Source organism: Achromobacter deleyi, from assembly GCF_902859705.1.
GTDB classification, from domain to species: Bacteria; Pseudomonadota; Gammaproteobacteria; order Burkholderiales; family Burkholderiaceae_B; genus Achromobacter; species Achromobacter deleyi.
Genome location: NZ_CADIJO010000006.1, coordinates 95543 through 118274, shown reverse-complemented (window position 1 = coordinate 118274; position 22732 = coordinate 95543). Strand labels below are relative to the sequence as shown.

Sequence of the window (22732 nt, the reverse complement as noted above, 5' to 3'; positions counted from 1 at the left end):
GTACCAGATCAGGACAGGTGGCCGAGCGGTTGAAGGCGCACGCCTGGAAAGCGTGTATACGTCAAAAGCGTATCGGGGGTTCGAATCCCCCTCTGTCCGCCAAGAATTTCTGTAAGAAAGCTCAGGTCTGAAAGCTGAAGTCCGAAAGCTCAGACCCGAAACCCGCAAGCCGCGATGGCCTTGCGGGTTTTTTTACGTGTGGCGCCGGTGTGGCTACGGTTCTTCTGGTGTTTCGGGATCAACACTGGTCGGCCAGCGTCGGGAGGTAGGGCCAATCACTCTGACGAGGAAGCGCCCTTTGGGCGGCAGCCGCCTCTTCTGGGGTGAGAAAGAGGGCGCCAAGCTCGTTGCCGCCATTGATGGCGTAGAGCTGTACGCCCGTGCCATCCAGTTGCCTGTTGACGGCGAGGAAGAAAAAATAGGTCGCTCTTGCCCAGCTTGCAGCCTCGGTATCTGGCTCATCGGCGGAATAGATGAGGTATTCCTGGCCGTCGCATTGAATCTTGTAGGTGGGGGCATTGTCATCGAGGACTTCCGTGAGAGTCGCGGGCTGGTCGATGTACCGGCCGAGTTCGGGCACGAGTTGCTCGTAGGCGCTGGCAATGCCCTGTTCCGCGAGATTTTCAGCATCCAGCAAGATCATCTTTTCGTAGTCGAGCGGCGGCGTTGGCGCTTCGGCAGGTTTTGTCTGCGGCGCGGCTTTGCGGAACAAGGCGGAAAAAAGGGAACCCATGGATATTCTCCAGTATGAGTCGATGCTGCCCCAGTTGGTCTCCTTAGTGTAACGACCGCATGCGGCGCAGAGCGGATCGCTTTTTGCCGCAATTCATATTTCGATCGGTTGCAACACAGTGACCCGTATTTCTGCCGGTTGCAACGGCCCCCTGCCTGAAAACGCCGCTCCTACACTCCGCCTGAATTCTTCAGTCTTGATAGGCGGCCCATCATGTTCGAGTGGTTTCAACGCAAGTTTTCGGCCTGGTCGCCGGAGCATCGGCGCGTGGTGGCGCGTTTTCCGGGGGCGGATGGGCGCGCGGAGCCTGCGGTTCGCCCCTTGGCCACCGGCATGACGGTGGCTTTCTATACGAAGGACAGCGTCTACGAGGCCGAGAAGAACCGCCTGGTGCGATCCGCCGAACGGCTGGGGCTGCCGGTGGATGCCGAGGCGATCGATTCCACGGGGTCGTGGGTGCGCAATGCGTCGATGAAGGCCGGGGTGTTGGTTGCCATGCGCAAGAAGCACGTCGGGCCGATGCTGTATGTGGACGTGGACGCGGTGTTTCATCGCGATCCGTGGCCGGCGCTGGCGGGGATGGATTGCGATATCGGCGCCTACTTCGAGCCGGATGGGCACCTGCTGAGCGGGACGCTGTTCATCAACCATACGCCGGCCGCCACCGAGCTGTTGCAGGCGTGGGCCGATGCCTGCGCGGCGTCGCCGGACGAGTGGGACCAGTTGGTGCTGGAACGCATTCTGGCTGACGATGCCGCGTCAGCTGCGCCGCGCTTTCGGCTGGGTATCCTGCCGGTGTCCTATTGCTGGATCTTCGACAAGACCGACAATGCGCTGGGCGGCGAGGTGTTCATCGAACACCTGCAGGCCAGCCGCGAGGCCAAACAGAAAAAGCGCGCGTTCGGCCGGGTGGGGCGGGCGGTCCGGCGTCGCCGGGACCGGGTGCGAGTCATCGAGAAGATCCTGTTTGGGCGGGTAACCCCGGGGTAGGCGCTTCGTCCTGCCGTCCGATCTGATGCAGCAGGAAGGTCTGGCGTTTGGTGAAACCCAGGCGTTCATACAGCGCGATGGCTGCCGCATTGTTGTCGCGCACATGCAGAAAGGCCGTGTCGCCGCGTTCCGCGATATCGCGGCGCAGGACATTCATGAGCCTGCCGGCCAGGCCGCGTCCGCGATGCGCCTCGTCCACGCACACCGCGCTGATTTCCACATAGCCGTCCAGCCGCATGCGTTCGCCCGCCATGGCGATCAGGCGTCCGTCTTGCCGCAGGCCGATGTAGCGCCCGGTTTCGATGGTACGCGGGCCGAAAGGGCCGGGCCGCGTTTGCCGGGCCAGGGCGAGCATGTCGGCGCTGTCTGCGGGGCCTAATGACAGGATGCCGCCGTCGTCGGCCTCCGGCGCGGGCGCGGCATCCACCATCTGAAAGAACGAGAACAGGGTTTCAGTACGCAGGCCGTCGACGGGCGGCACATCGAACAGGGTCTGCAGCAACGCCTGGCTGCCGGGCGGGATGAGGCGTTGCAGGGCGTCGAACGCCTCACGTGTGGTGTTGCGCAGCGCGGCGAACGGGGCGACATCCGGGTGATAGCGCAGGGCGAGGCCTTCGCCTTGGCACAGCGCCTGCTGGCGGGAGGTCAACGCGAACCATGCCGGGTTGTCGAGCTGGCTTTGATCGGAGTGTTGCATCGCGGGTCTCGCTGAAATGTTGAGGGTGCGTGGGCCGGGCGGGGCGGAACCGGCGGGGGATCGAAGGCATTCTAGACATTGCCCCAGCCAGGGATCTATAGTCGTAAATGACAATAATCAGGTCATTTACGACATGAGAATCTGCATCTACGCGCTGGATGGCGCCTTCGATACCGGCCTGACGGCGCTGCTGGATACGTTCGACACGGCCAACGAGCTGGCCGCGCTGAGCGGGGGCGGCGCGGCGCCGTTCGAGGTGACGGTGGTGGGGGCGGGCCGGCGTATCCGCACGGCGCTGGGCATGTCGATGGCCGTGCAGCCGGCGGACGACGTCCCGCGGCCGGACTGGGCGGTGGTGCCGGCGTTGAATGCCAAGACGCCGCCCAAGCTGGTGGCGGCGCTGGGCCGGCGCGACGTGGCTCGGGCCAAGGCGCAGTTGCAGGCGTGGCGGGCGCAAGGCGTGGGCATCGCGGCCGCGTGTATCGGCACCTTCGTGCTGGCCGACAGCGGCTTGCTGGACGGGCACGAAGCCACCACCACGTGGTCGCTGGCGCCGCTGTTTCGCGAACGCTATCCGGCGGTGCGGCTGGATGACACGCGCATGATCGTCAGTTCCCATGGTGTGGTGACGGCGGGCGCCGCGATGGGGCACCTGGATCTTGCGCTGTGGCTGATGCGCCAGGCCAGCCCGGAACTGGCGGCGACGGTGGCGAAGTTTCTGCTGATCGACAACCGGTCGTCGCAAGCGCAATACATCATCCCGGATTTCCTGGCCCATGCCGATCCGCTGGTCGAGCGTTTCGAGCGCTGGGTGCGCGGCAATCTGTCCCGGGGCTTTTCCTTGCAGGACGCGGCGGCGGCGTTGCAGGTGCATGCGCGCACCTTGCAGCGGCGCACCGAGAGAGTGCTGGGCAAATCGCCGTTGGCGTTCGTGCAGGACCTGCGGGTGCAGCGGGCGCAGCAGCTGGTGTCCAACGGCTGCGATCTGGACCGCGTGGCGGCCGAGGTAGGCTATGCGGACACGTCGACCTTGCGCAGCCTGCTGCGGCGCAAGCTGGGGCATGGCGTGCGCGAATTGCGGCCGCAGGGCGGCGGCTGATCCCCTGGCGCACCCAGGGCCTTTTCAACCCGCCGTGCGGGTTTGATCTACGCTGCAAGCTTGTTCCCGGAGATTTCCATGTCCAAAGTCACTATCGATTTCGTGTCCGACGTTGCCTGCCCCTGGTGTGCGGTAGGCCTGGGCGGCCTGCTGACCGCGATGGAGCGGGTGAAAGGCGAGGCCGACGTCGAGCTGCGGTTCCGGCCGTTCGAGCTCAATCCCGACATGCCCAAGGGCGGGCAGAACACTATCGAGCGCCTGATGGCCAAGTATGGCTACGACCGCGAGCAGGTGCAGGCCAACCGCAAGGTCATCACCGAGCGTGCGGCGGCGGTTGGCATGCGGATGCGCATGGCCGAGGACAACCGCTCGTTCAATACCTTTGACGCGCATCGCCTGCTGCACTGGGCCGGATTGCAGGGCCAGGCCAGCCAGACGGCGCTGAAGAAGCGCCTGCTGGAAACCTATCACTACGACAACCAGGACACGGCGGATGCCGACGTGCTGGCGCGCGCGGCCGCGGATGCGGGGCTGGACGAAGCCGAGGCCCGCGAGGTGCTGGCCTCGGGCCGCTATGCCGACGAGGTGCGCAAGGAAGAGGCCGAATGGCGCGACCGCGGCATCACGTCGGTGCCGTCGGTGATCCTGAACGGCAAGTACCTGGTGTCGGGCGGACAGCCGGCGGACGTGTTCGAGCAGGCGTTGCGGCAAGTGGCGCAAGAAGGCTGACGCCGGGGCGGTCCGACCCGGGTCCTGCGTACGCGTTACGCATCGCCTGTCGAAAAAAGTGGGGCCGCCTTGAGCGGCCCCGTTCTTTTATCCCTTCACGATCGGCGCGACGTCCAGCACATACATCTGGCGTTCGCCTTCGTGCACCGAGTCGATGCAGACCTGCGTGCCGTCGCGGCTCCAGCGCGGGTGCAGGTCGCAGCGGTTTTCCTTGGACAGTGTGGGGTCGGCGTAGAAGCTGCCCAGGTCGTGGCGTTGGCCCGTCTGCATGTCGTACAGGAACAGGATGCGTTCGTGCGTGACGGGGTCGGGATAGGTGTCGCTGAGCAGCCAGCGGGTATCGACGGGCGAGAAGGTCATGTGGCCGTTCTCGGTCAGCACGCCATCGCCCACCACCTGCACGGCGCCGCCGGGGGCATCTTCATACAGGTGGTAGTGGATGCTGCCGTCGTGCGGACCCCAGACAATGATCGAGCGGTCGTCGCGCCAGAGCGGATGCGAGATCTGGTATTCGGACTTTTCGTAGTCGAAGGTGCCGACCGCGCTGGGGTCGAAGTCGTCGGCCAGTTGCGGCAGCGGATGGTCGGAACACTCCAGCAGGCGCATGTCGCTGCCGTCCGGGTTCATGGTGATGAGCCGGTGCAGGAAGCAGGTTTCGTCCTTGACGCGTTCGGTCCAGCGGTGCAGGAACAGGATGCGGGTGGACGACGGGTTGACCTCGATGTGGCTGACCCAATGGATGGCGCGTTGCATCGAGGCGCGCGGGTGAAAGGCGGCCAGGTCCGCGTAGCTGACCAGCAGGCGGTGTGCGCCGCTGTCCAGGTCCAGCGTGTGGATGCCGTCGTCGGCGGGCGCATTGGCAACGGGGCCGGGCGCATGTTCGCTGTAGCCGATGGTCTGGTGCGTGATGTACAGGCGCCGGTAGTCCACGCACAGCGCGTAGCGGCTGCTGGGCGCGGCGACGTAGATCGGCAGCGGCAGATAGCGGGTTTCACCGGTGATGACGTTGTGCACGGCCGAGCGGAAACCGGGATAGAAACCGCTGTCGTCGTCGCGGCGGCAGTTGTAGATCAGCTGCGGTTCGGCCTTGCCGTCCAGCCATTGCAGCTGGCAGCCCATCTGCCAGTTCCAGGCGGTGGTGGCGCCGACGGCGTGATAGCGGTCGCCCTGCTGCAGGTCGAAGTAGCCGACCTCGGCGCGCAGGTCGGGCGTCAGCACGGCGTCCTTGACCGGCGTGCGGTTGGCCAGCAGATAGCGGCCGCCGCGGTGCCAGACGGTCTTGTTGTAGTAGCCGAAGAAGTGGTGGCCCGGTGGGGCCCCCAGGCGGCGGCAGGCAATGTCGGATTGGGGCATGCGGTTCATCAAGTGTTGAGAGAGAAAAAGGGTCAGCCTGCGCTGATGTGCTCGGTTTCGATGACCTTGTTCCAGCGGGCGCGTTCGCGTTCGACGAACTCGCGCGCCTCGGCGGGGCTGTTGCCCACGGGCGTCATGCCCAGGCGTTCCAGTCCGGCGCGGAAGGCGGGGTCGGCGTAGACGCGGCGCAGGTCGGCGCTGATCTTCTGGATAAGCGCGTCGGGCACGTCCTTGCTGGCGGCCAGCGTGGTCCACGAGGTGACCGTCAGGCCGGGCAGGCCGGCCTCGGCGGCGGTGGGCACGTTGGGCAGCGCGGGCGAGCGGGTGGCGCCGGTGATGGCCAGGGCACGCAGCTTGCCGGTCTGGATGTAGCCGATGGTGGTGGGCACGTTCTCGAACAGCAGCTGGATCTGGCCGCCGAGCAGGTCGTTGGTGGCTGCCGAGCTGCCGCGGTAGGGAATGTGCACGATCGGCGCCTGGGCGGCCATCTTGTACAGTTCGCCTACCATATGCACCGACGAGCCGACGCCGGCCGAGCCGAAGTGGATGGTGTCCGGCTTGGCGCGGGCCAGGGCCGTCAGTTCACCCAGGGTGCTGGCGGGCAGGTCGGGGTTGGCGACCACCACGTGCGGCATCTCGGCGACGATGGTGATCAGTTTCAGGTCGTCGGCGGGGCGGTAGTTCAGGGTCTTGTAGACGCCGTAGGTGGCATGCAGGCCGATGGAGCCGAGCAGCAGGGTGTAGCCGTCGGGCCCGGAGTCGGCCACGTATTTGCCGCCGATGTGGCCGCCGGCGCCGGGGCGGTTTTCCACCACGACGGATTGGCCGTAGAGTTTGCCCAGGTGTTCGGCCAGCAGGCGCCCCTGGATATCCGAGCTGCCGCCGGCCGTGAACGGCACGATGATCCGTAACGGTCGGTCCGGATAATTGGCTTGGGCATGGGCGGCAAACGGCAGGGCGGAGCCGGCCAGGGTCAGGCAAAGGGCTTGCAGGACGCGGCGGCGCCAGGGACGGCATGCATTCATGGTGTTTCCCTACAGCGGTTGGATTTCAAGGACGGCGCCGGTCACGGCACCTTGGGAGCCACGAGTGTAGGAGTCGCCATGTATTTGAAAAAATTCTTTTTTCGGCATAGCCTATGCAGATTTGCCATACCCTGTGAGCCCATGAGCCGACCGCTGAATTTCCGTCAGATCGAAGCCTTCCACGCGGTAATGTTGACCGGCACGACGACCGGCGCCGCGCAGATGCTGCGCACCACGCAACCGTCCATCAGCCGACTGCTGTCGCAGGCGCAGCAGGCCAGCGGCCTGAAGCTGTTCGACATGGAGCGCGGCCGCCTGCGGCCCACGCGCGAGGCCAAGGACCTGTTCGATACCGTCAAGCGGCATTTCGTCGGCCTGGAACGCATCGAAGACCGCGTGGCTGCCATGCGCCGCAGCGGCAGCGGCGTGCTGCGGCTGGCCTGCACGCCGGCATTGGGCCTGGGCATGCTGCCGGGCGCGGTCGAGGAATTCGCGCAGCGCTACCCCGATGTACACATCAATATGCAGACCGTGGGCAGCCAGTACCTGCGCGAAGGGCTGCTGCACGGCACCTACGACGTGGTGGTGACGACGGTGCCTCTGGAAGGCGCGCATCTGTCCTTGACCAGCCTGCACGAAAGCGCGGCCGTGTGCGTGATGCGGCCGGACCATCCGCTGGCAGAACTGGCATCCATCGGCATTGCCGACCTGAACGAGCGCCGTTTGCTGGTGTTGAATGCCGACGACGATGTCTACTTGCAGTTGCGCGGCGCGATGCTGGCGCACCAGGTGCAGCCGGTGTCCGAAATCGAAACCACGTATTCGTCGACGATCTGCGCGCTGGCCGCGGCGGGCACGGGGCTGGGCATCGTCAACCCGTATATCGCGGACGTGTTCGCGCAGCAGTTGGCGATTCGACCGTTCACGCCCAAACTGCCGGTGCGGGTGTGCATGGCCTACCCCGCGCAGACCGCGCCGTCGGTCGTGACCGAGGCGTTCGTCGACATCCTGACGCGGCGTCTGCAGACGATGGCGGCGCTGGCCTGATACGTTGCGCGTGGAACGGCCACGGACCAGGCGTTACCAAGCGGGCAGCGCGCAGGGCGGGTTCGAGATGACAACAAGGAGACCGTAGTGATGGGGGCGGGGCAGACACTGGGGCTGGAGATGGAAATGGCCGTGGCGCACCGTGCGACCGGCGCAAGCCATCCGGTAGCCGGCTATTTCGATGCGCTGGCCGGCATCAAGGCGGCGCGCGGCGAGGCGCCGGAACTGGTGCATATCGGCACACGAGCGGTGGGCGTCTCGGTCGCGGCCGGTGAAAGCGGCCTGGACAACGGCTTCAATCTGCTCGAGACCGCATTTGCGCCGGTATCCGATGCCGAAGGCGGCCTGAACGAGCTGGCGCGGCGCGTGTCGCGCGAGCTGCACGATGCCAGCGCGGCGCTGGCCTTTGAAGACGCGGTGGTGCTGAATGCGTCCGAGCATCCGCAGTGCACGCTGGACCCGACCTGGTACGCGTCGGTGCATGTGCCGCGGCCGATCTACCGCGAACTGGTGGGCCACCGCGAATGGCTGCACCGCGTGGGCATCGATGCCAAGGCGCAGAACAGCCCGTGCACGTCGGTGGACGTGACGCAAGCGGCGCGCGCATTGAACGTGGTGCTGGCGCTGGCGCCGGCCGGCATCGCCATTTTTGCCAACAGCCCGCTGGAAGGCGGCCGTGCCACCGGCCTGAAGGAAAACCGGTTGACGGTCTGGGACCGCATGTTCCGCCATTCACGCTATGCCGGCGACCATTACCTGCAACGCCTGCCCGAGCGGCCATTCGTGGACCTGGGCGACTATTTCCGCTGGATGTTCGCGCCGGGCACCGCCAGCCGCTGCCTGCCGCTGGCGGTGGAGGACGGCTACAAGTCGGCCACCGGCGTGCATCTGGCAGGCTCGCCGTCGCTGTCCGAATTCCTGGCGTCCGGCGGTTGGCCGGGACGGCGAACGGATACCGGCGAGGCGGTGACGATTGCGCCGCAAGGCGGCCATTTTGAATATTCGCAGTTCGCGCATTTCCTGGATGCGCGTTGGCGCTACCGCCTGGCCGAGCCGCCGTCGCTGGAGGCATTGCGCGCGGCCTGGCGGCGGCCGGGCGGGATTGAAGAACTCTACGCCGGCCTGGGAGCCAGCGGCTATATCGAAGGCCGTGGCCCGGGGGCGGGTTTTGCCGACGCCCAGTTGATCGACGAGGCCGGCCAATCGGTGGCGGCAACGCTGGTGATGGCGCCGTCGGCGTTGCAACTGGGCCTGATGCGCAACCTGGCGCAAGCCGAAGACCTGCTGCGCTCGTGGGGCTGGCTGCGGCTGCGCGCGATGCGCGCCGACGCCATGCGCGATGCCCTGGACGACGACGCCGTGCGCGCGCTGGCGAGCGAGGTGCTGGCGGTGGCCGAGGGCGGCCTGGCGCCGGACGAGCGCCACTGGTTGGCGTATGCCCGCTACGCGATCGATGCGCGCAGCACGGGCGCGGACCGCCTGTTGCGGCTGTGGCGCAGCCTGGAAGGCGACGCGCAGCGGCTGGCCAAGGTAGGCCGGCAGCGCGCGGTGGTGCCGCTGTGAACATTGCGTCGGCGTGACGCCGAGCCGCCGCGGTAGCGATCGCGGCGGGGCTGTCGGTGCGCGAGGTCTGGGCGGCGCGCGCAACGAATGCCATAATGCCGGCTCGTCCACCCTCTCGCATGCCGGGCTGCCACGTTACGCAGTCGGTGTCCGGTCTTGCAGAACCGCCATCGTGTCAGATCCCCATTTCGCCCGGATACTCTCCGAACTCGGCATCGCGCTGGGCATTCCCGCCTTGGCGCCGGCGGATGGCGGCCTGTGCCAATTGGCATTCGACGGACGCCACCTGGTGCAGTTGATGCTGCATGGCGCGCGCGGGCAAGTGCTGCTGTCGTGCGCGGTGGCAGGCGGCAAGATGGATGGCCCCCAGGCGCTGCACGCGGCGCGGAGCAATTTCCTGCAAGCGAGCGGTGGCGTGGTCGCGTGCGCGGCCCCCGATGGGCGCCTGCATCTGCAATTGGGCGTGCCGCGCGAACAGTGCGGCGCGCAGGCGCTGCTGGCCGCCATCGACGCGCTGCTGGGCCAGGTCGAGGCCTGGGAAAAACGCAGCGCGCGCGCCGAACCCGACGTCAACGCGCTGCGGCGCGATCCCGCCTTCATGATGCGGTCGGTCTAGGCCGACCGCCGCGCACCCTTGATACAGGGGCCTTAGCTGGCCTTCTGGATCACGCCCTTGAGCGAGTCCGCGATCTGCTTGGTGATCGTGCTCTGGATCTCGATCAGCATGGTCCATTGCTGCACCTGTTGCTGCATCTTCAGCATGTCCGCTTGCGACACGCTGCCGTCGGCGTTGGTGCGCATGTTCGACAGCGTCGTCTGCAGATTGCTTTCCTGCGAACGGATGCTGTCGTAGATCGTGTTGTTCACGCTGTTGAAATTCAGGCCGGACGAGCCGGTCAATCCGTTCAGTGCCATGGTGCGTCTCCTAGCGGGTCAAGGGAGAGAAAGCGGACGCTGGGAGAGCGCCGGCCGGGGATTCAAGAGAGCTTTCTGCCAGCACGTCGCGCGCGGCGGCCGCCGCTTGCGCCACGGCCTGGCATTGCTGGAACGCCACCGGGACCAGGCCGGAATCGAGCCGGGTGCGCGCAGACTGTTCCAGCGTGGCCAACTGCTGCATCAGCTTGGCGCGCAGGTCGGCGCCGCCGGGCGCGGCCAGGCGTTGTTCCAGTTCGGTCAGGGCGGTCGAGGTGTTCATGCGGGCTGGGGTGGTCGTGGCGGTTGGTCAGGGGGTCTCAACGGGTGACGATGGCCGTGCGCGGGCCTTCGAAGATGATGCGGGTGTTCTCCACGGCGACCAGGCGGTACTTGCGGTAGACCCCGCCCACCAGAAGCTTGCTGCCGTCTTCGAGCACCACGAAGGGCTGGGGGCCGCCCACGACGCTGCGGATCACGAACGGTACGCTGTCGGCGGCCGGCGCGGCGCTGGCCGCGGCCAGCTTGGCCACGCCCAGATAGCTTTTGTTGAAGTCGTCCACCAGTTCCTGCAAGCGCGTCTGCTGGTCGTCGTCGAGCGCGCCGGGAGCGATTTCCAGGTGATCGGGCTTCCAGGCCAAGGTCACGCCCGACAGGCCGGCGTCCACCAGTTGGCTGGATAGCGTATCGCTCAATTGCTGCGTCAGCGCGATGTCGTTGCCCAGCACCGTCATGCCGGGCAGTTGCGCGCGCAGCGCATCCAGCGCCGAGGCGCGTTCTCGGGCGCTGCTCGCGATGCCGGCAATGTTCAGGCGCCCATCGCCTTCGTAGCGCGGCTCGTAGCGCACGTTGAAGGCGCGCAGCGCGCCGCGGGCGGTGCGCACGACCTCGTCTTCGTTGCTGACGCGCATGGCCGGCATCGGCCAGATCTGCGACAGCGCCGAGGCGACCGCGTCCTGTTCGGCGGCGTTGCGCACCCAGCCCGATACCGTCACCATGCCGTCGCGCGACATCGATACGTGCAGCCGTGAGGCCAGGCCCATGCGATCGAACACGGCGGATATCTGGCCCACCGATTTTTCCGCGGCGGCCAGACGCGGGTCGACCTGCGGCGCGCGCGTGGCGGTGGACGTGGGCATCAAGGCCAGGCCGATGGCCACCAGGATGGTCAGCACCACGGCGGCCAGGCCCAGCACCATGGGCCAGGAATCGCGCTTGCGGCGCCGGCCCTGGGCGAGCGGCAAGGGCAGGCGCTGTTCCAGCTGGCGGTCTTCGTCGCTGGACGCGAGCGCGGCGGCACCGGTGGCCGGTGTGCGTGTATCCGCGGCGGGCGCCGGTGGGGGCGTCGCGGGCGCGGCGATTGCCGCGGCAGGCTCTGCCGTCTGCGCCACGGCATCGTTGGCGGCGTCCGGCGCCTGGGCCCAGGGGTCTGCGCGCCGTGCCACGGTGATCCACACGGGGCCCAGCGGCACGGGCCGGTTGAACGGCGTGCCGGGCGGCGGGATGCCAGCGGATTCGCCGGCCTGGCCGTCTTCCACCGCCAGGTCCCAGCCGGCCGCGCCGATGCGCACACGTGCGGCGCGCGGGCTCATGCCGTCGTCGGCCAGCACGATGTCGCAGGCCGGGTCGGCGCCCAGCACCGAGCCGTCTTCGACCAGGCAGCGGGCGTCGCGGTGCAGCCCGGACAGGACTCGCAGTTCCAGCGCTTCGCTCATCTCGGGGCTCCGGTGGGGTGCAAGGTCACAGGTCCACCCTGGCCAGCGGCTGTACGTTGATTTCCTGCGTCAGTTCCTGGTAGGACAGCACCGGCAGCTCGTACAGGTCCTGCTCGATCATCTTGCGCAGGTAGCGGCGAATGTCCATCGACGTCAGCAGCACAGGCTTTTGCGCCGCGGCCGTCAGGTCGCCGGTGGCGCGCTTGATGTTGTCGACCAGCTTCTTGGAGGCGCCCGGGTCCAGGGCCAGGTAGCTGCCGGCCGAGGTCTGGCGGATGGCGCCGCGCACGGTCTCTTCCACGTTCGGCGCCAGCAGGTAGGCGGGCAGGATGTTCTGGCCGCTGGAATATTTGTAGCTGATGTGGCGCTTGAGCGAGACGCGTACGTATTCGGTCAGCAGCACCGAATCCTTTTCCTTCTGGCCCCATTCGATCAGCGCTTCCAGCACGGCGCGCAGGTTGCGTACCGAGATGTCTTCGGACACCAGCCGCTGCAGGATCTCGGCGATCTTCTGCACCGGCATCACGCGCAGCGCTTCTTTGACCAGGTCGGGGAAACGGTCTTCCATCGCGGTCAGCAGGAAGCGGGTTTCCTGGATGCCGATGAAGTCCGATGAATATTTCTTCAGCACGAAGGCCAGGTGCCAGGTCAGCACCTGGTGCGGGTCCAGGAACGGAATGCCGGCCGCGGACAGCGTGGGCGCCAGTGCCGCATCCACCCACAGGGTGGGAATGTTGGGCAGGAAGCGCTTGTCGGTGTCGTACGGCACTTGCAGCGCCTGCAAATTCTGTTCGGTATCGCGCACCAGTACCGCGCCGGGCCGCAGCTTGCCTTGTGACACCGGCACTTCGGACAGCAGGATGTTGTAGGTGTCCGGCGCCAGCGCGTCGTTGAAGCGCAGCTGGATGCCCGGGAACGGCACGCCCAGGTCGAAGTACAGCGCGCGGCGAATCTTGAGCAGTTCGTCGTTCAGTTCGTCGGCATTGAAGCTGCGTTGCAGGGCCGCGGCCACGTCGATCATCAACGGCAGGGTGGGCGCGAATTCGGCGCTGCCGTCGGCGCGCGGCTTGGCCTGGGGCTTCTGGCCGTCGGCGGCCAGCGCCGGGATCTCGGTGATTTCGCCGGTCTTCTCGTCCACCACCTTGCGGGTGCCGCGCAGCAGCACGAAGCCGATGGTTCCCACCACGGCGGCCAGCGCCAGGAAGGTCAGGGTGGGCATGCCGGGAATCAGGCCCATGCCGACCGCGATGGCCGCGGCGATCAGCAGCGCGCGCGGCTGGGCCAACACTTGTGCGCCGATATCCTTGCCGACGTTGGACGGGCCGTCGCCGGTCTGCACGCGGGTCACGATGATGCCGGCGCAGATGGCGATGAACAGCGCCGGGATCTGCGCGATCAGGCCGTCGCCGATGGTCAGGATGGAATACACCTGCACCGCCTCGCCCGCGGTCAGGCCGCGCTGCATGGTGCCGATCAGAATGCCGCCCAGCAGGTTGACCGCCACGATGATCAGGCCGGCGATGGCGTCGCCTTTGACGAACTTCATCGCGCCGTCCATGGCGCCGTACAGCTGGCTTTCCTTTTCCACCACCGAGCGCCGCTTGCGGGCCTCGTCCATGTCGATGGTGCCGGCGCGCAGGTCGGCGTCGATCGACATCTGCTTGCCCGGCATGGCGTCCAGCGAGAAGCGTGCGGCGACTTCGGCCACGCGTTCGGCGCCCTTGGTGATGACGACGAACTGCACGATGGTGAGAATGAGGAACACCACCAGGCCCACGATCAGGTTGCCGCCCACCACGAAGTTGCCGAAGGTCTCGATGATGTGGCCGGCATCGCCCTGCAGCAGGATCAGGCGGGTGGTGGCGATGGAGATGCCCAGGCGGAACAGCGTGGTGACCAGCAGCACCGACGGGAATGACGAGAAAGCCAGCGGCGACGGCAGGTACATGGCCACCATCAGCAGAATGGCGGACAGCGTCATGTTGGCGCCGATCAGCACGTCGACCAGGGTGGTGGGCAACGGCAGGATCATCATGAAGATGATCGAGACGATCAATATCGCCAGGACGATATCGTTGCGGCTGGTGGCGACGGCGACGGCGCGGTTCAGGGCTTGCATGGGGCGGCTCAAAGCGTTTCCGTCTCGGTGGTCGCGGGCGCCGGGGCGGGGCGCAGGGCAACATAGGCGCGCATGGCCGCGGCGGCCTCGTCGCGGCGCGCCAGGGCCTGCAGGGCCTGGGCGCGAATCAGGTGGAACGGCGCATCGACGCCGCCTTGCATGGCCAGCAGGTCCAGCGTCGAGAGCGCGGCGTCGGCCTTGCCGGCGCGCAGCTGCGCCAGCGCCAGCGTGGCGAGCTGGCGCGTATCGGCCAGACCCAGCGTCTGCAGGGCGCGCAGCACCACCGCGGTCTTCTCGGGCCGGTTGTTTTCCAGGTACACGTACGCCAGCAGGCTGAGCAGCTCGCGCGCTTCGGGCGTCAGGGGCATGGCGGCGCTCATCCCTGGTACAACGCGCTGCGGTACATGGCGACCAGGTCACGCAGGCCGGCTTCGTCCTTCAGCAGTCGCACGGCGCGGTTCAGCGCGCGGGCGTCTTCCGGATTGCTGCCCTGGGCCTGCTCGGCCGCCGTGGCCAGGCCGTCCAGCGCCGACTGCAAGGCCTGGCCGAACTTGCCCGGCAGCAGCAGGTCGCGGTTGGCCAGCGGCGGGCGCAACTGGCTGTCCAGGTAGCGATCGGTGCCGGGGGTGTCCAGCAACTGGGCGAGTTGAGCCTTGACGCCGTCGGTGGGCGGGGCCAGTTCCTGGCGGTCCGGCAAGTGCTGGCCGGCGGCTTCGCGGCCGGCGTAGGAAATGCCGTCCAGTCCTCTGTCGAAGGCGTAGCCGTTGATGCGCATATCTGACATGTCTTGGTCTCCGTCCCGGTCAGTCGGCGCGTGCGTCGTCAAGCCAGCGCGACAGGGCGTCCACCGCCTGCTTGAGCGCCGGGGCGTCCGCCTGGGCGGCAGGCAGCCGCGTCACGGCCAGCAGGCGCGGCAGGCCGTCTTGCTCGCGCAGCGCAACCTGCACCGCATAGCCTTCCAGGCGGGAATGGTGGGCCCGCTTCCAGGCTTGCAGCAGGCGCTGCGGGGCGTCGTAGGGCACGGGTTCGGACACGTACACCAATACTTCCTCGCCGGACGCCGGATCGCCGGCCGCCGGATCGCCGGCCGCTTCGATGGCCACCCGGCGGCCCGATTCCAGTTGCAGCGCCACGTTGCCGCCCGGGCCCAGGGCCAGCCCGTCCATGCCGATGTGTTCGCCGAAGGCGCCCAGCGCGCGGTCCAGGCTGTTCATTCGTATTCCTCGTCGATGGCCGCATCCAGGGCCAGTTGCGCCGCGTTCAGGACGGATTGGCGGGCGTCCAGGTCGGGAAACATCGGCACCGGCAGATCCTTGAGCACGGCACGCACGCCGCCCAGGAAAACGATGCGTGCTCCGACCGAGTCCACGCCATGGCCGGACGCCAGCGCCGAAAAGCGCGATTCCGATACCCATTTTTCGTTGCTGACGTTGACCAGGTCCTGCATCAGCCGGTCTGCCGCCAGCGTCGTGCCGTGTTCGCTGGCCAGCTTCTGGCCCAGCTCGGCGCAGCCGTCCAGCACCGTGACGGCCACGCCTAATTGATACAGGTCCTGCATCAGGGCTTGCAGGCGGTCCGGGTTGGTGGACGGGCGCGCGGCGGCCAGGTCCTGGCCCAGCGCCTGGATCAGTTGCTGCAGCCCGCGGGCCACGTCCTTGCCGCCGAACCGTTCCAGCGCCAGGCCCAGGGTCTTGGCCAGCGACGACTCGCCCAGCACCACGTCCTGGTAAGTGCGCTGGAAATCGGCGATGCCACGGGCGTCGTCGGCGTAGCCGGCTGCGGCGCCGATGGTGTTCAGGCTGGCGCGTATCTGCGGACCGCTTTCCAGTTCCAGGTCGGCCAGCGCTTCGCGCAGACCGTCCAGCACGTCTTCGGGCGCGCCTTCGCGTTCGCCCTGGCGCAGGGCGTATTGCAGGCCCAGGTACTGGCGCGCCGCGTCGCCGAACGCCTGGGCCGCCGCCTGGCGCGGGTCGGCCTGGCCGGCCAGCAGGTGGCGGGCCAGCTCGATCAGCTTCTCCTGGGCGTCGGCGTCGTGGGCCTCGGCCAGGAAGGCAACGATGGCTTCGGCGCTGAGCAGTTGCAGCGGCGCTTCGCGGCCGACCTTGCGTTCGGCGTGGTGCTTGTCCTCGGCCTTCTCGGCCATGTGCAGGCTGAGCTCTTCGGCGGAATCCGCCAGCGAGACTTCGCCGTCCACCTTCACCGCGGTCTGGCCCAGCATCGTGCCGACCTGCGGCTGGCCGGACTGGATATCGGCGTCGGCGGTCGAGGACGAGAAAGCGGAAGAAGCGGGCAGGCCGGTATCGATACGGTTCATGGGGACGCGGGTAGGCGGCGGGCGAGAGCCGCGCATGGTCTGGGGTAGTAACGGTTGGGGCGGGAAAGTTCCATCCCGTTTGCAGGGAACCCTGGCGCGGCATCCGTTACGTACACGGGGCAGGCAGCGGAAGCGTCGAAAGCGGTGCTGCCAGGCGGAATTTCAGGGTTAACCCGTGATGGATCAGGGGCGCGCCGCGGGCAGCGGGCACCCGTCAAAGGAGAATGGAATGTCTACGGTTTCCGGATTGGGAGTGGGCAACGTTGCCGGCATGGATCTGTCGGGCATGGACCTGGAGACCGCACTGATGACGGTGCAGACCCAGCGTTCGCAGATGCTGGAAGACGCCTTGCGCCAGCAGCTGGATGCGGTGAACGGCCGCAATGGCCAGATGGCGGGCATGAACGAGGCCATGAATGCCAAGACGGCCGACAACCTGAAGCTGGAGTCGGCCAATGTCAGCCTGCAGGACCAGATCGGCCAGCTGAAAGACCTGCAAGGCCGCCTGTCGGCCAGCAAGTGCCCCAATCCCGAAGGCTGGTATGGCCTGTCATGGGGGCAGGGCGACGACAAGAAGCTGTCGCACGACACGCTGGCCCAGATCAAGGCGGCCGGCCTGACGATCCCGACCGGCGACGACGCGCCGCGCGACGTCGACCGCAACGGCACCATGGACGCCAAGGGCCGGGTCGTGCAGAACTTCGTGGACCAACTGAACGGCAAGATCGCGGCGCTGGAAGCGAAGATCGTCGACAACGGCAAGGCCATCGACGCCAATAAGCAGGCCGTGAACGAGATCAAGTCGTCGCTGGACAACCTGAGCAATACCCAGCAGATGGAAATGCTGCGCTTGCAAAGCCTGACCGGCAAGCGCAACGAGGCCTTCGACGTCATGACCAATTTCCTGAAGAAGATGCAGGAAAGCCGGTCGTCGATCATCGGCAACATGCGCTGAACCTGGGCGCTGGGCGTCGAATAACAGGGGCGGATGATGAGCGGACCGGTAAGCGGCAGCCAGCCCATGCTGGGCGGGGTGAGCCTGGAGAGTTCCAGCGGGGTACGCGGCGCGGACCTGGTGGGCGCGGACCAGGAAACGGCCATGCTGAGCGTGCAGGGTGAGCGCGGCCGCCTGCTGGACAAGCAGATCGAGACGCAGATCCAGGAACTGCGTGCGCTGAACCGCCGGTTGGAGCTGCTCAATACGGTGCAGGCCGGCTTGAAAGGGGTGCAGGCGCAGTTCAACGCCAACGCCAAGCACAACAAGGAATGGGACGACGCCAGCGGCGGCTGGAGCTTTCGGCGGGCCGACGAGATCAACCGGGCGGCCGCCGAGGCGGGCCTGAACCTGGGGTTTTCGTCGGACAGCAATACCTGGCGCCTGTTCGGCCACATGGGCGACATGAAGGAATTCGCCCACGCCTACCTGCCGCCCGACCAGGCCGACCTGCTGGTCAAGTGGCGCGACAAGGGCGACCTGCGCGGCCATTTCCTGGCCGAGACGCTGGTCAAGAAAATGGCCGGCAGCGACGGCTTCATGACGCCCGATTACCCCGGCCAGACGCTGAACCGCTGCCCCGGCGGCATCCGCTACGACTCCGACTATGGCGAGCTGCGCCAGGCCGTGCAGCGGGTGCAGGGGGCCATCGACGAGACGTCCAACCAGCAACAGGACCAGATGCTGCGCCTGCAAGCCCTGACCAACCGCCGCAACGAGTCGGCGGAAATGCTGAGCAACTACGTCAAGAAGATGCAGGACAGCAAGATGTCGATTTCGGAAAAGATTCGTGGAACCTGAGGCCGGGTTCCGTTACTTACGCTGCATCGTCGGTCAACCGTCTACATCGAATCCGGGCAGTCAGCCCGGGCCAGGAGCCCATCTTGAACATGAACGTGAACAGCGCCAACGTCGGCAACGTCGGATTGAGCAACCTCGCCGGCATGGACATCGAGACCGCCCTGATGATGGTGCAGTCCGAGCGCACCAAGCTGCTGGACAGCCAGCTCAAGAGCCAGATCGAGGAAGTGCAGAAGCGCAATGAGATGACCGGCGCCCTGAACGACATGCAGGCCAAGCTGAACGGCATGAAGGGTTCGCTGGAATCCAAGGACGCCAAGCCGGGCGACGTGGTCAAGGGCAACGTCGGCACGCCGACGAACGACGCGCTGGCGAAGGACTACGCCATCCTGGCGTTCAAGCTGGGCATGGACCCGGCGCCCGTCAAGGCCACGCCGATCAAGGATGCCCAGGGCAACGTCACCGGTGCGAACGTCACCGGCCTGCCGACCCGCGAGGGCCTGGAAAAGGCGATCCCCGACCTCAAGAGCAAGCTGGACGCGGCCAGCAACAGCCAGCAGATGGACATGCTGCGTCTGCAAAGCCTGTCGAACAAGCGCAACGAAGCCTTCGACACGATGACCAACTTCGTCAAGAAGATGCAGGACAGCCGTTCGTCGATCATCGGCAACATGCGCTGATCTGCCCCCAATAAATACGCCCACCCCGGAGAACGGCAATGGCCGATACCCAAGAGCAGAACATCCAGGACATCATCGAGCGCGCCGAAGCCGCCGTGCGCGATGCCCAGCGGTCCATCGAGGAATCCGACGACAAGCTGCGCAAGCTGGGCCTGGACCCGGAAAAGGTCCGCTCGACGCTGCAGGCGCAGCCGATGGACGACCGCCAGCGCGACGAGGCCCAGGCCCTGTTTCGCCAGGACATGGAAGCGATCGACCGCGAAGTCGAGCAAGAGGCGGCCTATGCCCGCCAGCGCAGCGCACCGCGCGCCGCCGGTGCCCCGGTCAAGCGTCCGCGCACGATGGTCTGAACGACACGCACCAGGAGCCGCCCGATGACAACCGCCCAGGCGCCGATGACCGGCGAAGAGTACGCAGCGCTGCACGACCAGATCGTCGGCCAGTTGGCCCGAGGCGGCAGCCTGGGCCAGCTCAAGGGCATGACCGCCGACGAATGCGAGGCGCTCTACAGCCTGGGCTATGGCCTGTATGAAAAGGCGCGCTACGCCGACGCGCTCAAGGTGCTGGCCTACCTGGTGTCGCTGGACCACACCGAACACCGTTACCTGGTGGCGCTGGGCGCCACCGCCCAGGCCATGGGCAAGCATGCCGACGCGCTGCAGCAATACATGGCGGCCACCCTGCTGGACCCGCTGGAGCCGGCCCCGGTGTTCTACGCCGCCCAATGCCTGCTGGACATGGGCCAGCCCGACGCCGCGCTGCAATCGTGCGACCTGGCGCTGGCCATGTGCAAACCCGACCGCCACGCCGTGCTGGCCGAACGCGCGCAGGCCCTGCGGACCCTGCTCGCCGCGCGCGGCGCCAAGGAGAATTGACATGATCAACATCAACAACGCCGGCATCAATCCGGCGCTGCTCAATCCCCTGGCCGGTGCTGACGGCGCGCCACCGCCCGCCGCAGGCTTCACCGAGCTGGACGCCACGCAGTACGTGGCCAGGGGCGGCGCGGCCGACAAGCTGGCCGCGCTGGGCCTGCCGCCGCCGCCGGGCAACGCTTCGGCGGGTGTGGCAGAGGCCATGAACAAGCTGATGGCGTCTGCCGACACCGATATGTATGCGGTGATGGCGTTGCTGCAGAAGATCTCGCAAGAGCAGCGCAACGCCGCCCGGGCGGATCGGGCCGCGTCGATGGATGCGCAGACCCAGGCACTGATGTCGGCGGCGGACAAGATCAAGGAAGCGGCCGAAGAACGCTTCAAGGGCGCGCTGGCCCAGGGCATCAGCCAGATCGTCGGCGGCGCCATCCAGGCGGGTGTCGGGCTGGGCGGCATGGGCGCGATGGGCGCATCGGCGCGCATGACCACCACGTCCAGCCCGTTGACGGCGCAGCAGACGGTCACGCAGGCCAAGCTGGACGGCTTTGCCGCCAATTCGTCGGGTATCGGCCAGGGCCTGAGCGGCATGGCCGGCGGCGTGGGCGGCATCGTCCAGGCCGCCTACGACCGCAAGGCCGGCGAAGCCGACGCAGCGCGGGCGCGGCTGGAAGCGGACGCCAAGGTGGCCGAATCCGGCGCGCAGCACGCCAATGACCTGATGCAGCAGATGATGGATGTCATCCGCGACGTTCGCGACAAGCTCGGCGCCATTGAGCAGAGCCGCAGCGAAACGACCCGCGGCATCGCCCGCAACCTCTGAACCCGCCTGGGGAGCCACCACTATGGATATCCGGCCTTCTACCGGCAATGCCGGCCTGCCGCCCGCGCTGGACCCGTCCGGCGCCGGCGCGGTCGCGGGCGCTGCGGCCCAGGCTGCGTTGCAGGCCGCCAGCGGTCTGGACCTGGCCGCACTGGCCTCGCAATGGGCCTCGAGCGTGGCACAGGCGCGCAACAGTGCCGGCGACGGCGTCACCAATGCCAACGGCAAGCCCGCCATCGCGCCGCCGGCGCGGGAATTCTCGGCCTCGGAAATGGTGGACCTGCTGCGCGCGCTGCAAGGCAAGACGCAGGACGCGCAATTGCGCAGCGCCAAGGAAAACATCGAGAACAACCGCATCGAGCAGGCCAAGAACAACGAAGAGCAGCTGCGCAAGGTCGATGAGTGGATCCAGAAGAGCAAGGATGCCGAGAAGGGCGGCATCCTGGGCAAGATCTTCGGCTGGATCGGCGCCATCGTCGCCGCGATTGCGGCTGCGCTGATGGTGGTGGCCGCCGTGGCGGCGACCGCGGTGACCGGGGGCGCGGCGGGCCCGGTGATGGTCGCGCTGGCGGCGATTGCCGTGGCGGGGGCGGTGAGCCTGCTGGCCAACCAGATATCGGCCGAGTGCGGTGGACCCGAAATCAGCATCAGCAATCTGGTCACACAGGCCGTCAGCAAGCTGCTGCAGGCGTTTGGCGTCGAACCTGAAATGGCCGAGAAGATCGGCAACATCGTGGCCGGCGCGTCCATGCTGATGACCGGGGCGATCCTGATCGAACCCGGCGCGCTGGGCAAGATGGCCGGCGCCATCGCGGTGCTGGCCGGGGCGGACCCGCAGACCGCCGGCTATATCGCCATGGCCGTCGGCCTGGCGGCCACGATCACCGTGGGCATCGTGATGGCGGTGGCCACCTTTGGCGCGGGCGCCGTGTCGGCCGGGGCCAATGCCGCGGCCAACGTCGGCTCGCAAACCGCGCGCACCGTCGCCGATTCGGCCAAGACGGCCGGCCAGGTGGCCTCGGGGGTGGCGTCCGTGGCCAAGGGCGCGGGCCAGATCGCCACCGGCGCCGAAACCATCAAGTCGGCCCAGGCGCAAGAGGCGGCCGACAAGGTACTGGCCGACAAGAAGGCGCTCGAGGCCCTGCTGGTCAAGCTGCAGGCGTCGATGGAAGACGAGCGCGAAAAGATCAAGAGCGTGATGCAGGCCATGGATGAGTCGATGCAGATGGTCAGCAAGATGATCAACGCCGCGGCCGACAGCATGAGCCAGGTCACCGCCAATATCGGCAAGCGCGCGATGGTCTGACCCGCGCAACATCGGAACCCACACCATGTCCCAATCTTCCTCCGCAACGACGCGCAGCCCCTTCGGGCAGCAACTGTACGACGGCCTGGCGGCGCTGCCAGGCAGCCAACGGCTGACGGCCGACCAGCTGGAAGTGATCTACGCGATGGCCTATGCCCATGTGGCCCAGGCCCAGTACGCGCAGGCCTTGCCTTTGTTCGCCTTCCTGTCGCAATACGGCCCGACCCGCAAGCATTACCTGGCGGGCCTGGCTTTGTGCCTGCAGATGCAGGCCCGTTTCGAAGAGGCGATCCGCATCCAGTCGCTGATCGGTGTGCTGTTCCCGCCGTCGCCCGAGGCGACCTTGCGCGTCGCCGAATGCCAGCTGGCGCTGGCCCAGTCCGATGCCGCGCGCGAATCGTTGCGGCTGGTGGTGGCGGCGGCAGAGGCCGACAGTGCCTATGCCCAGGCCGGCGCGCGCGCCGCCTCGCTGCTGGCGCTGGCCGAAAAGGAGGTCCGCCCATGAGCGGCAAGCATCATGAACGATAGGGTGGGCGCAGGCTCGGCAACGGCCGTCTCGGGTGAGACGGCTTTTGTACTTGAAGCGGACGACGCGCGTTGCCTGGCCGAAGTCGGCTTCCTGGCGGCGGGCCGCGGCGACGTCGCACGCGCCGATGCCATCTTCCACGCCCTGCGCGCCCTGCGCCCCGGCCGCGCCTACCCCTGGTTGGGCCTGGCGGTGGCGCGCCTGAACGCGGGCCGTGCCGACGAAGCCGTGCGGCTGCTGGAGCAGGGCGAGGCCAGCGCCGCGGGCGAACGCACGCTGCTGGCGGCCTGGCGCGGCCTGGCGCTGCAACTGGCGGGCCGCAACGCCGAAAGCGTGCGCCTGCTGCAGGCTTGCGCCGACACAGATGCCGGTGGCGAGGGCGCCGCGCTGGCGCGTTCGCTGTTGGGATTGCAAACCGATCAAGGCTAGGAAAA

27 protein-coding genes and 1 tRNA gene are annotated in these 22732 nt (G+C 67.3%); 16 read left to right on the top strand and 12 right to left on the bottom strand.

Annotation, left to right across the window (positions count from 1 at the left end; translation table 11 throughout):
* Nucleotides 1-11: 11 nt before the first annotated feature.
* A tRNA-Ser gene (locus HV798_RS11225) sits at nt 12-102 on the top strand.
* Between the two features lie 136 nt (nt 103-238).
* Here HV798_RS11225 and HV798_RS11220 read toward each other — a convergent pair.
* Nucleotides 239-733 carry a hypothetical protein gene (locus HV798_RS11220; protein WP_175193370.1) on the bottom strand — a complete coding sequence of 165 codons (495 nt, stop codon included), beginning with the start codon at nt 731-733 and terminating at the stop codon, nt 239-241.
* 213 nt (nt 734-946) lie between these two features.
* Here HV798_RS11220 and HV798_RS11215 point away from each other — a divergent pair, with 213 nt between their 5' ends.
* On the top strand, nt 947-1723 hold the full coding sequence (locus HV798_RS11215; protein WP_025137573.1) for a putative nucleotide-diphospho-sugar transferase: 777 nt from the start codon (nt 947-949) through the stop codon (nt 1721-1723).
* Here HV798_RS11215 and HV798_RS11210 read toward each other — a convergent pair.
* Nucleotides 1683-2420: a GNAT family N-acetyltransferase gene (locus HV798_RS11210; protein WP_175193369.1), complete on the bottom strand. Its 738-nt coding sequence runs from the start codon at nt 2418-2420 to the stop codon at nt 1683-1685. The genes HV798_RS11215 and HV798_RS11210 overlap by 41 nt on opposite strands.
* Before the next feature lie 133 nt (nt 2421-2553).
* On the opposite strand from HV798_RS11210, the gene HV798_RS11205 reads away from it, so the two are divergent.
* Together HV798_RS11205 and HV798_RS11200 are read left to right on the top strand one after the other, a co-directional pair.
* Nucleotides 2554-3519, top strand: coding sequence for a GlxA family transcriptional regulator (locus HV798_RS11205; protein ID WP_175193368.1), 966 nt, complete (start codon nt 2554-2556; stop codon nt 3517-3519).
* A 78-nt stretch (nt 3520-3597) separates the two neighbouring features.
* Nucleotides 3598-4248 carry a DsbA family oxidoreductase gene (locus HV798_RS11200; RefSeq protein WP_175193367.1) on the top strand — a complete coding sequence of 217 codons (651 nt, stop codon included), beginning with the start codon at nt 3598-3600 and terminating at the stop codon, nt 4246-4248.
* Between the two features lie 87 nt (nt 4249-4335).
* Here HV798_RS11200 and HV798_RS11195 read toward each other — a convergent pair whose 3' ends face one another.
* Together HV798_RS11195 and HV798_RS11190 are read right to left on the bottom strand one after the other, a co-directional pair.
* Nucleotides 4336-5610, bottom strand: coding sequence for a hypothetical protein (locus tag HV798_RS11195; RefSeq protein WP_175193366.1), 1275 nt, complete (start codon nt 5608-5610; stop codon nt 4336-4338).
* Nucleotides 5611-5633: 23 nt separating this feature from the next.
* Entirely contained in the window at nt 5634-6626 is a 993-nt protein-coding gene (locus HV798_RS11190; protein WP_175193365.1) for a Bug family tripartite tricarboxylate transporter substrate binding protein, read from the bottom strand.
* A 141-nt stretch (nt 6627-6767) separates the two neighbouring features.
* Between HV798_RS11190 and HV798_RS11185 the strand changes: the two genes are divergently transcribed.
* The 3 genes from HV798_RS11185 to HV798_RS11175 all read left to right on the top strand — a co-directional run bounded on the left by HV798_RS11185 (nt 6768) and on the right by HV798_RS11175 (nt 9852).
* Entirely contained in the window at nt 6768-7673 is a 906-nt protein-coding gene (locus HV798_RS11185; protein WP_175193364.1) for a LysR substrate-binding domain-containing protein, read from the top strand.
* Nucleotides 7674-7763: 90 nt separating this feature from the next.
* Nucleotides 7764-9236: a glutamate-cysteine ligase family protein gene (locus HV798_RS11180; protein ID WP_175193363.1), complete on the top strand. Its 1473-nt coding sequence runs from the start codon at nt 7764-7766 to the stop codon at nt 9234-9236.
* A 172-nt stretch (nt 9237-9408) separates the two neighbouring features.
* On the top strand, nt 9409-9852 hold the full coding sequence (locus HV798_RS11175) for a CesT family type III secretion system chaperone (RefSeq protein WP_246288701.1): 444 nt from the start codon (nt 9409-9411) through the stop codon (nt 9850-9852).
* Between the two features lie 32 nt (nt 9853-9884).
* Here the strand turns inward: HV798_RS11175 and HV798_RS11170 are convergent, their stop codons facing one another.
* The 8 genes from HV798_RS11170 to sctW are packed head-to-tail and all read right to left on the bottom strand — an operon-like array spanning nt 9885 to nt 16296.
* Complete coding sequence (locus HV798_RS11170; RefSeq protein ID WP_025137564.1) at nt 9885-10151, bottom strand: EscF/YscF/HrpA family type III secretion system needle major subunit; 267 nt, start codon at nt 10149-10151, stop codon at nt 9885-9887.
* Between the two features lie 10 nt (nt 10152-10161).
* Nucleotides 10162-10431, bottom strand: coding sequence for a hypothetical protein (locus HV798_RS11165; protein ID WP_025137563.1), 270 nt, complete (start codon nt 10429-10431; stop codon nt 10162-10164).
* A 37-nt stretch (nt 10432-10468) separates the two neighbouring features.
* A complete protein-coding gene (gene sctD, locus HV798_RS11160) occupies nt 10469-11863 on the bottom strand; it encodes a type III secretion system inner membrane ring subunit SctD (protein WP_175193362.1) in 1395 nt (464 codons plus the stop codon).
* A gap of 25 nt (nt 11864-11888) precedes the next feature.
* Nucleotides 11889-13982: a type III secretion system export apparatus subunit SctV gene (sctV, locus tag HV798_RS11155; protein WP_025137561.1), complete on the bottom strand. Its 2094-nt coding sequence runs from the start codon at nt 13980-13982 to the stop codon at nt 11889-11891.
* A gap of 8 nt (nt 13983-13990) precedes the next feature.
* Entirely contained in the window at nt 13991-14350 is a 360-nt protein-coding gene (gene sctY, locus HV798_RS11150; RefSeq protein WP_175193361.1) for a type III secretion apparatus assembly chaperone SctY, read from the bottom strand.
* Between the two features lie 8 nt (nt 14351-14358).
* Entirely contained in the window at nt 14359-14766 is a 408-nt protein-coding gene (sctX, locus tag HV798_RS11145) for a type III secretion apparatus assembly protein SctX (RefSeq protein WP_175193360.1), read from the bottom strand.
* A 19-nt stretch (nt 14767-14785) separates the two neighbouring features.
* Complete coding sequence (locus HV798_RS11140; RefSeq protein WP_175193359.1) at nt 14786-15196, bottom strand: type III secretion system chaperone family protein; 411 nt, start codon at nt 15194-15196, stop codon at nt 14786-14788.
* Nucleotides 15193-16296: a type III secretion system gatekeeper subunit SctW gene (sctW, locus tag HV798_RS11135; RefSeq protein WP_175193358.1), complete on the bottom strand. Its 1104-nt coding sequence runs from the start codon at nt 16294-16296 to the stop codon at nt 15193-15195. Before sctW ends, HV798_RS11140 begins: the two co-directional genes overlap by 4 nt.
* A 229-nt stretch (nt 16297-16525) precedes the next feature.
* On the opposite strand from sctW, the gene HV798_RS11130 reads away from it, so the two are divergent.
* The 9 genes from HV798_RS11130 (at nt 16526) to HV798_RS11090 (ending at nt 22727) form a co-directional block, all read left to right on the top strand.
* A complete protein-coding gene (locus HV798_RS11130; protein ID WP_246288699.1) occupies nt 16526-17251 on the top strand; it encodes a hypothetical protein in 726 nt (241 codons plus the stop codon).
* 36 nt (nt 17252-17287) lie between these two features.
* Complete coding sequence (locus HV798_RS11125) at nt 17288-18091, top strand: hypothetical protein (RefSeq protein ID WP_175193357.1); 804 nt, start codon at nt 17288-17290, stop codon at nt 18089-18091.
* A gap of 89 nt (nt 18092-18180) precedes the next feature.
* Nucleotides 18181-18771 carry a hypothetical protein gene (locus HV798_RS11120; protein ID WP_246288726.1) on the top strand — a complete coding sequence of 197 codons (591 nt, stop codon included), beginning with the start codon at nt 18181-18183 and terminating at the stop codon, nt 18769-18771.
* A gap of 38 nt (nt 18772-18809) precedes the next feature.
* Complete coding sequence (locus tag HV798_RS11115) at nt 18810-19121, top strand: hypothetical protein (protein ID WP_025137553.1); 312 nt, start codon at nt 18810-18812, stop codon at nt 19119-19121.
* Between the two features lie 24 nt (nt 19122-19145).
* On the top strand, nt 19146-19646 hold the full coding sequence (locus HV798_RS11110) for a SycD/LcrH family type III secretion system chaperone (RefSeq protein ID WP_025137552.1): 501 nt from the start codon (nt 19146-19148) through the stop codon (nt 19644-19646).
* Nucleotide 19647: 1 nt separating this feature from the next.
* Nucleotides 19648-20466, top strand: a complete 819-nt coding sequence (gene sctB / locus HV798_RS11105; protein WP_175193356.1) for a type III secretion system translocon subunit SctB — start codon at nt 19648-19650, stop codon at nt 20464-20466.
* 22 nt (nt 20467-20488) lie between these two features.
* On the top strand, nt 20489-21772 hold the full coding sequence (gene sctE / locus HV798_RS11100) for a type III secretion system translocon subunit SseC family protein (RefSeq protein WP_175193355.1): 1284 nt from the start codon (nt 20489-20491) through the stop codon (nt 21770-21772).
* 25 nt (nt 21773-21797) lie between these two features.
* Nucleotides 21798-22277: a CesD/SycD/LcrH family type III secretion system chaperone gene (locus HV798_RS11095; RefSeq protein ID WP_281360842.1), complete on the top strand. Its 480-nt coding sequence runs from the start codon at nt 21798-21800 to the stop codon at nt 22275-22277.
* Nucleotides 22278-22289: 12 nt separating this feature from the next.
* Nucleotides 22290-22727, top strand: a complete 438-nt coding sequence (locus tag HV798_RS11090) for a tetratricopeptide repeat protein (protein WP_029953791.1) — start codon at nt 22290-22292, stop codon at nt 22725-22727.
* Nucleotides 22728-22732: the final 5 nt, after the last annotated feature.

What these genes read in the sequence shown, in the direction of transcription:
- HV798_RS11220 (WP_175193370.1), bottom strand. Translation starts at nt 733, where the DNA reads ATGGGTTCCCTTTTTTCCGCCTTGTTCCGCAAAGCCGCGCCGCAGACA.
- HV798_RS11215 (WP_025137573.1), top strand. Translation starts at nt 947, where the DNA reads ATGTTCGAGTGGTTTCAACGCAAGTTTTCGGCCTGGTCGCCGGAGCAT.
- HV798_RS11210 (WP_175193369.1), bottom strand. Translation starts at nt 2,420, where the DNA reads ATGCAACACTCCGATCAAAGCCAGCTCGACAACCCGGCATGGTTCGCG.
- HV798_RS11205 (WP_175193368.1), top strand. Translation starts at nt 2,554, where the DNA reads ATGAGAATCTGCATCTACGCGCTGGATGGCGCCTTCGATACCGGCCTG.
- HV798_RS11200 (WP_175193367.1), top strand. Translation starts at nt 3,598, where the DNA reads ATGTCCAAAGTCACTATCGATTTCGTGTCCGACGTTGCCTGCCCCTGG.
- HV798_RS11195 (WP_175193366.1), bottom strand. Translation starts at nt 5,610, where the DNA reads ATGAACCGCATGCCCCAATCCGACATTGCCTGCCGCCGCCTGGGGGCC.
- HV798_RS11190 (WP_175193365.1), bottom strand. Translation starts at nt 6,626, where the DNA reads ATGAATGCATGCCGTCCCTGGCGCCGCCGCGTCCTGCAAGCCCTTTGC.
- HV798_RS11185 (WP_175193364.1), top strand. Translation starts at nt 6,768, where the DNA reads ATGAGCCGACCGCTGAATTTCCGTCAGATCGAAGCCTTCCACGCGGTA.
- HV798_RS11180 (WP_175193363.1), top strand. Translation starts at nt 7,764, where the DNA reads ATGGGGGCGGGGCAGACACTGGGGCTGGAGATGGAAATGGCCGTGGCG.
- HV798_RS11170 (WP_025137564.1), bottom strand. Translation starts at nt 10,151, where the DNA reads ATGGCACTGAACGGATTGACCGGCTCGTCCGGCCTGAATTTCAACAGC.
- HV798_RS11165 (WP_025137563.1), bottom strand. Translation starts at nt 10,431, where the DNA reads ATGAACACCTCGACCGCCCTGACCGAACTGGAACAACGCCTGGCCGCG.
- sctD (WP_175193362.1), bottom strand. Translation starts at nt 11,863, where the DNA reads ATGAGCGAAGCGCTGGAACTGCGAGTCCTGTCCGGGCTGCACCGCGAC.
- sctV (WP_025137561.1), bottom strand. Translation starts at nt 13,982, where the DNA reads ATGCAAGCCCTGAACCGCGCCGTCGCCGTCGCCACCAGCCGCAACGAT.
- sctY (WP_175193361.1), bottom strand. Translation starts at nt 14,350, where the DNA reads ATGCCCCTGACGCCCGAAGCGCGCGAGCTGCTCAGCCTGCTGGCGTAC.
- sctX (WP_175193360.1), bottom strand. Translation starts at nt 14,766, where the DNA reads ATGTCAGATATGCGCATCAACGGCTACGCCTTCGACAGAGGACTGGAC.
- HV798_RS11140 (WP_175193359.1), bottom strand. Translation starts at nt 15,196, where the DNA reads ATGAACAGCCTGGACCGCGCGCTGGGCGCCTTCGGCGAACACATCGGC.
- sctW (WP_175193358.1), bottom strand. Translation starts at nt 16,296, where the DNA reads ATGAACCGTATCGATACCGGCCTGCCCGCTTCTTCCGCTTTCTCGTCC.
- HV798_RS11130 (WP_246288699.1), top strand. Translation starts at nt 16,526, where the DNA reads ATGTCTACGGTTTCCGGATTGGGAGTGGGCAACGTTGCCGGCATGGAT.
- HV798_RS11125 (WP_175193357.1), top strand. Translation starts at nt 17,288, where the DNA reads ATGAGCGGACCGGTAAGCGGCAGCCAGCCCATGCTGGGCGGGGTGAGC.
- HV798_RS11120 (WP_246288726.1), top strand. Translation starts at nt 18,181, where the DNA reads ATGAACGTGAACAGCGCCAACGTCGGCAACGTCGGATTGAGCAACCTC.
- HV798_RS11115 (WP_025137553.1), top strand. Translation starts at nt 18,810, where the DNA reads ATGGCCGATACCCAAGAGCAGAACATCCAGGACATCATCGAGCGCGCC.
- HV798_RS11110 (WP_025137552.1), top strand. Translation starts at nt 19,146, where the DNA reads ATGACAACCGCCCAGGCGCCGATGACCGGCGAAGAGTACGCAGCGCTG.
- sctB (WP_175193356.1), top strand. Translation starts at nt 19,648, where the DNA reads ATGATCAACATCAACAACGCCGGCATCAATCCGGCGCTGCTCAATCCC.
- sctE (WP_175193355.1), top strand. Translation starts at nt 20,489, where the DNA reads ATGGATATCCGGCCTTCTACCGGCAATGCCGGCCTGCCGCCCGCGCTG.
- HV798_RS11095 (WP_281360842.1), top strand. Translation starts at nt 21,798, where the DNA reads ATGTCCCAATCTTCCTCCGCAACGACGCGCAGCCCCTTCGGGCAGCAA.
- HV798_RS11090 (WP_029953791.1), top strand. Translation starts at nt 22,290, where the DNA reads ATGAACGATAGGGTGGGCGCAGGCTCGGCAACGGCCGTCTCGGGTGAG.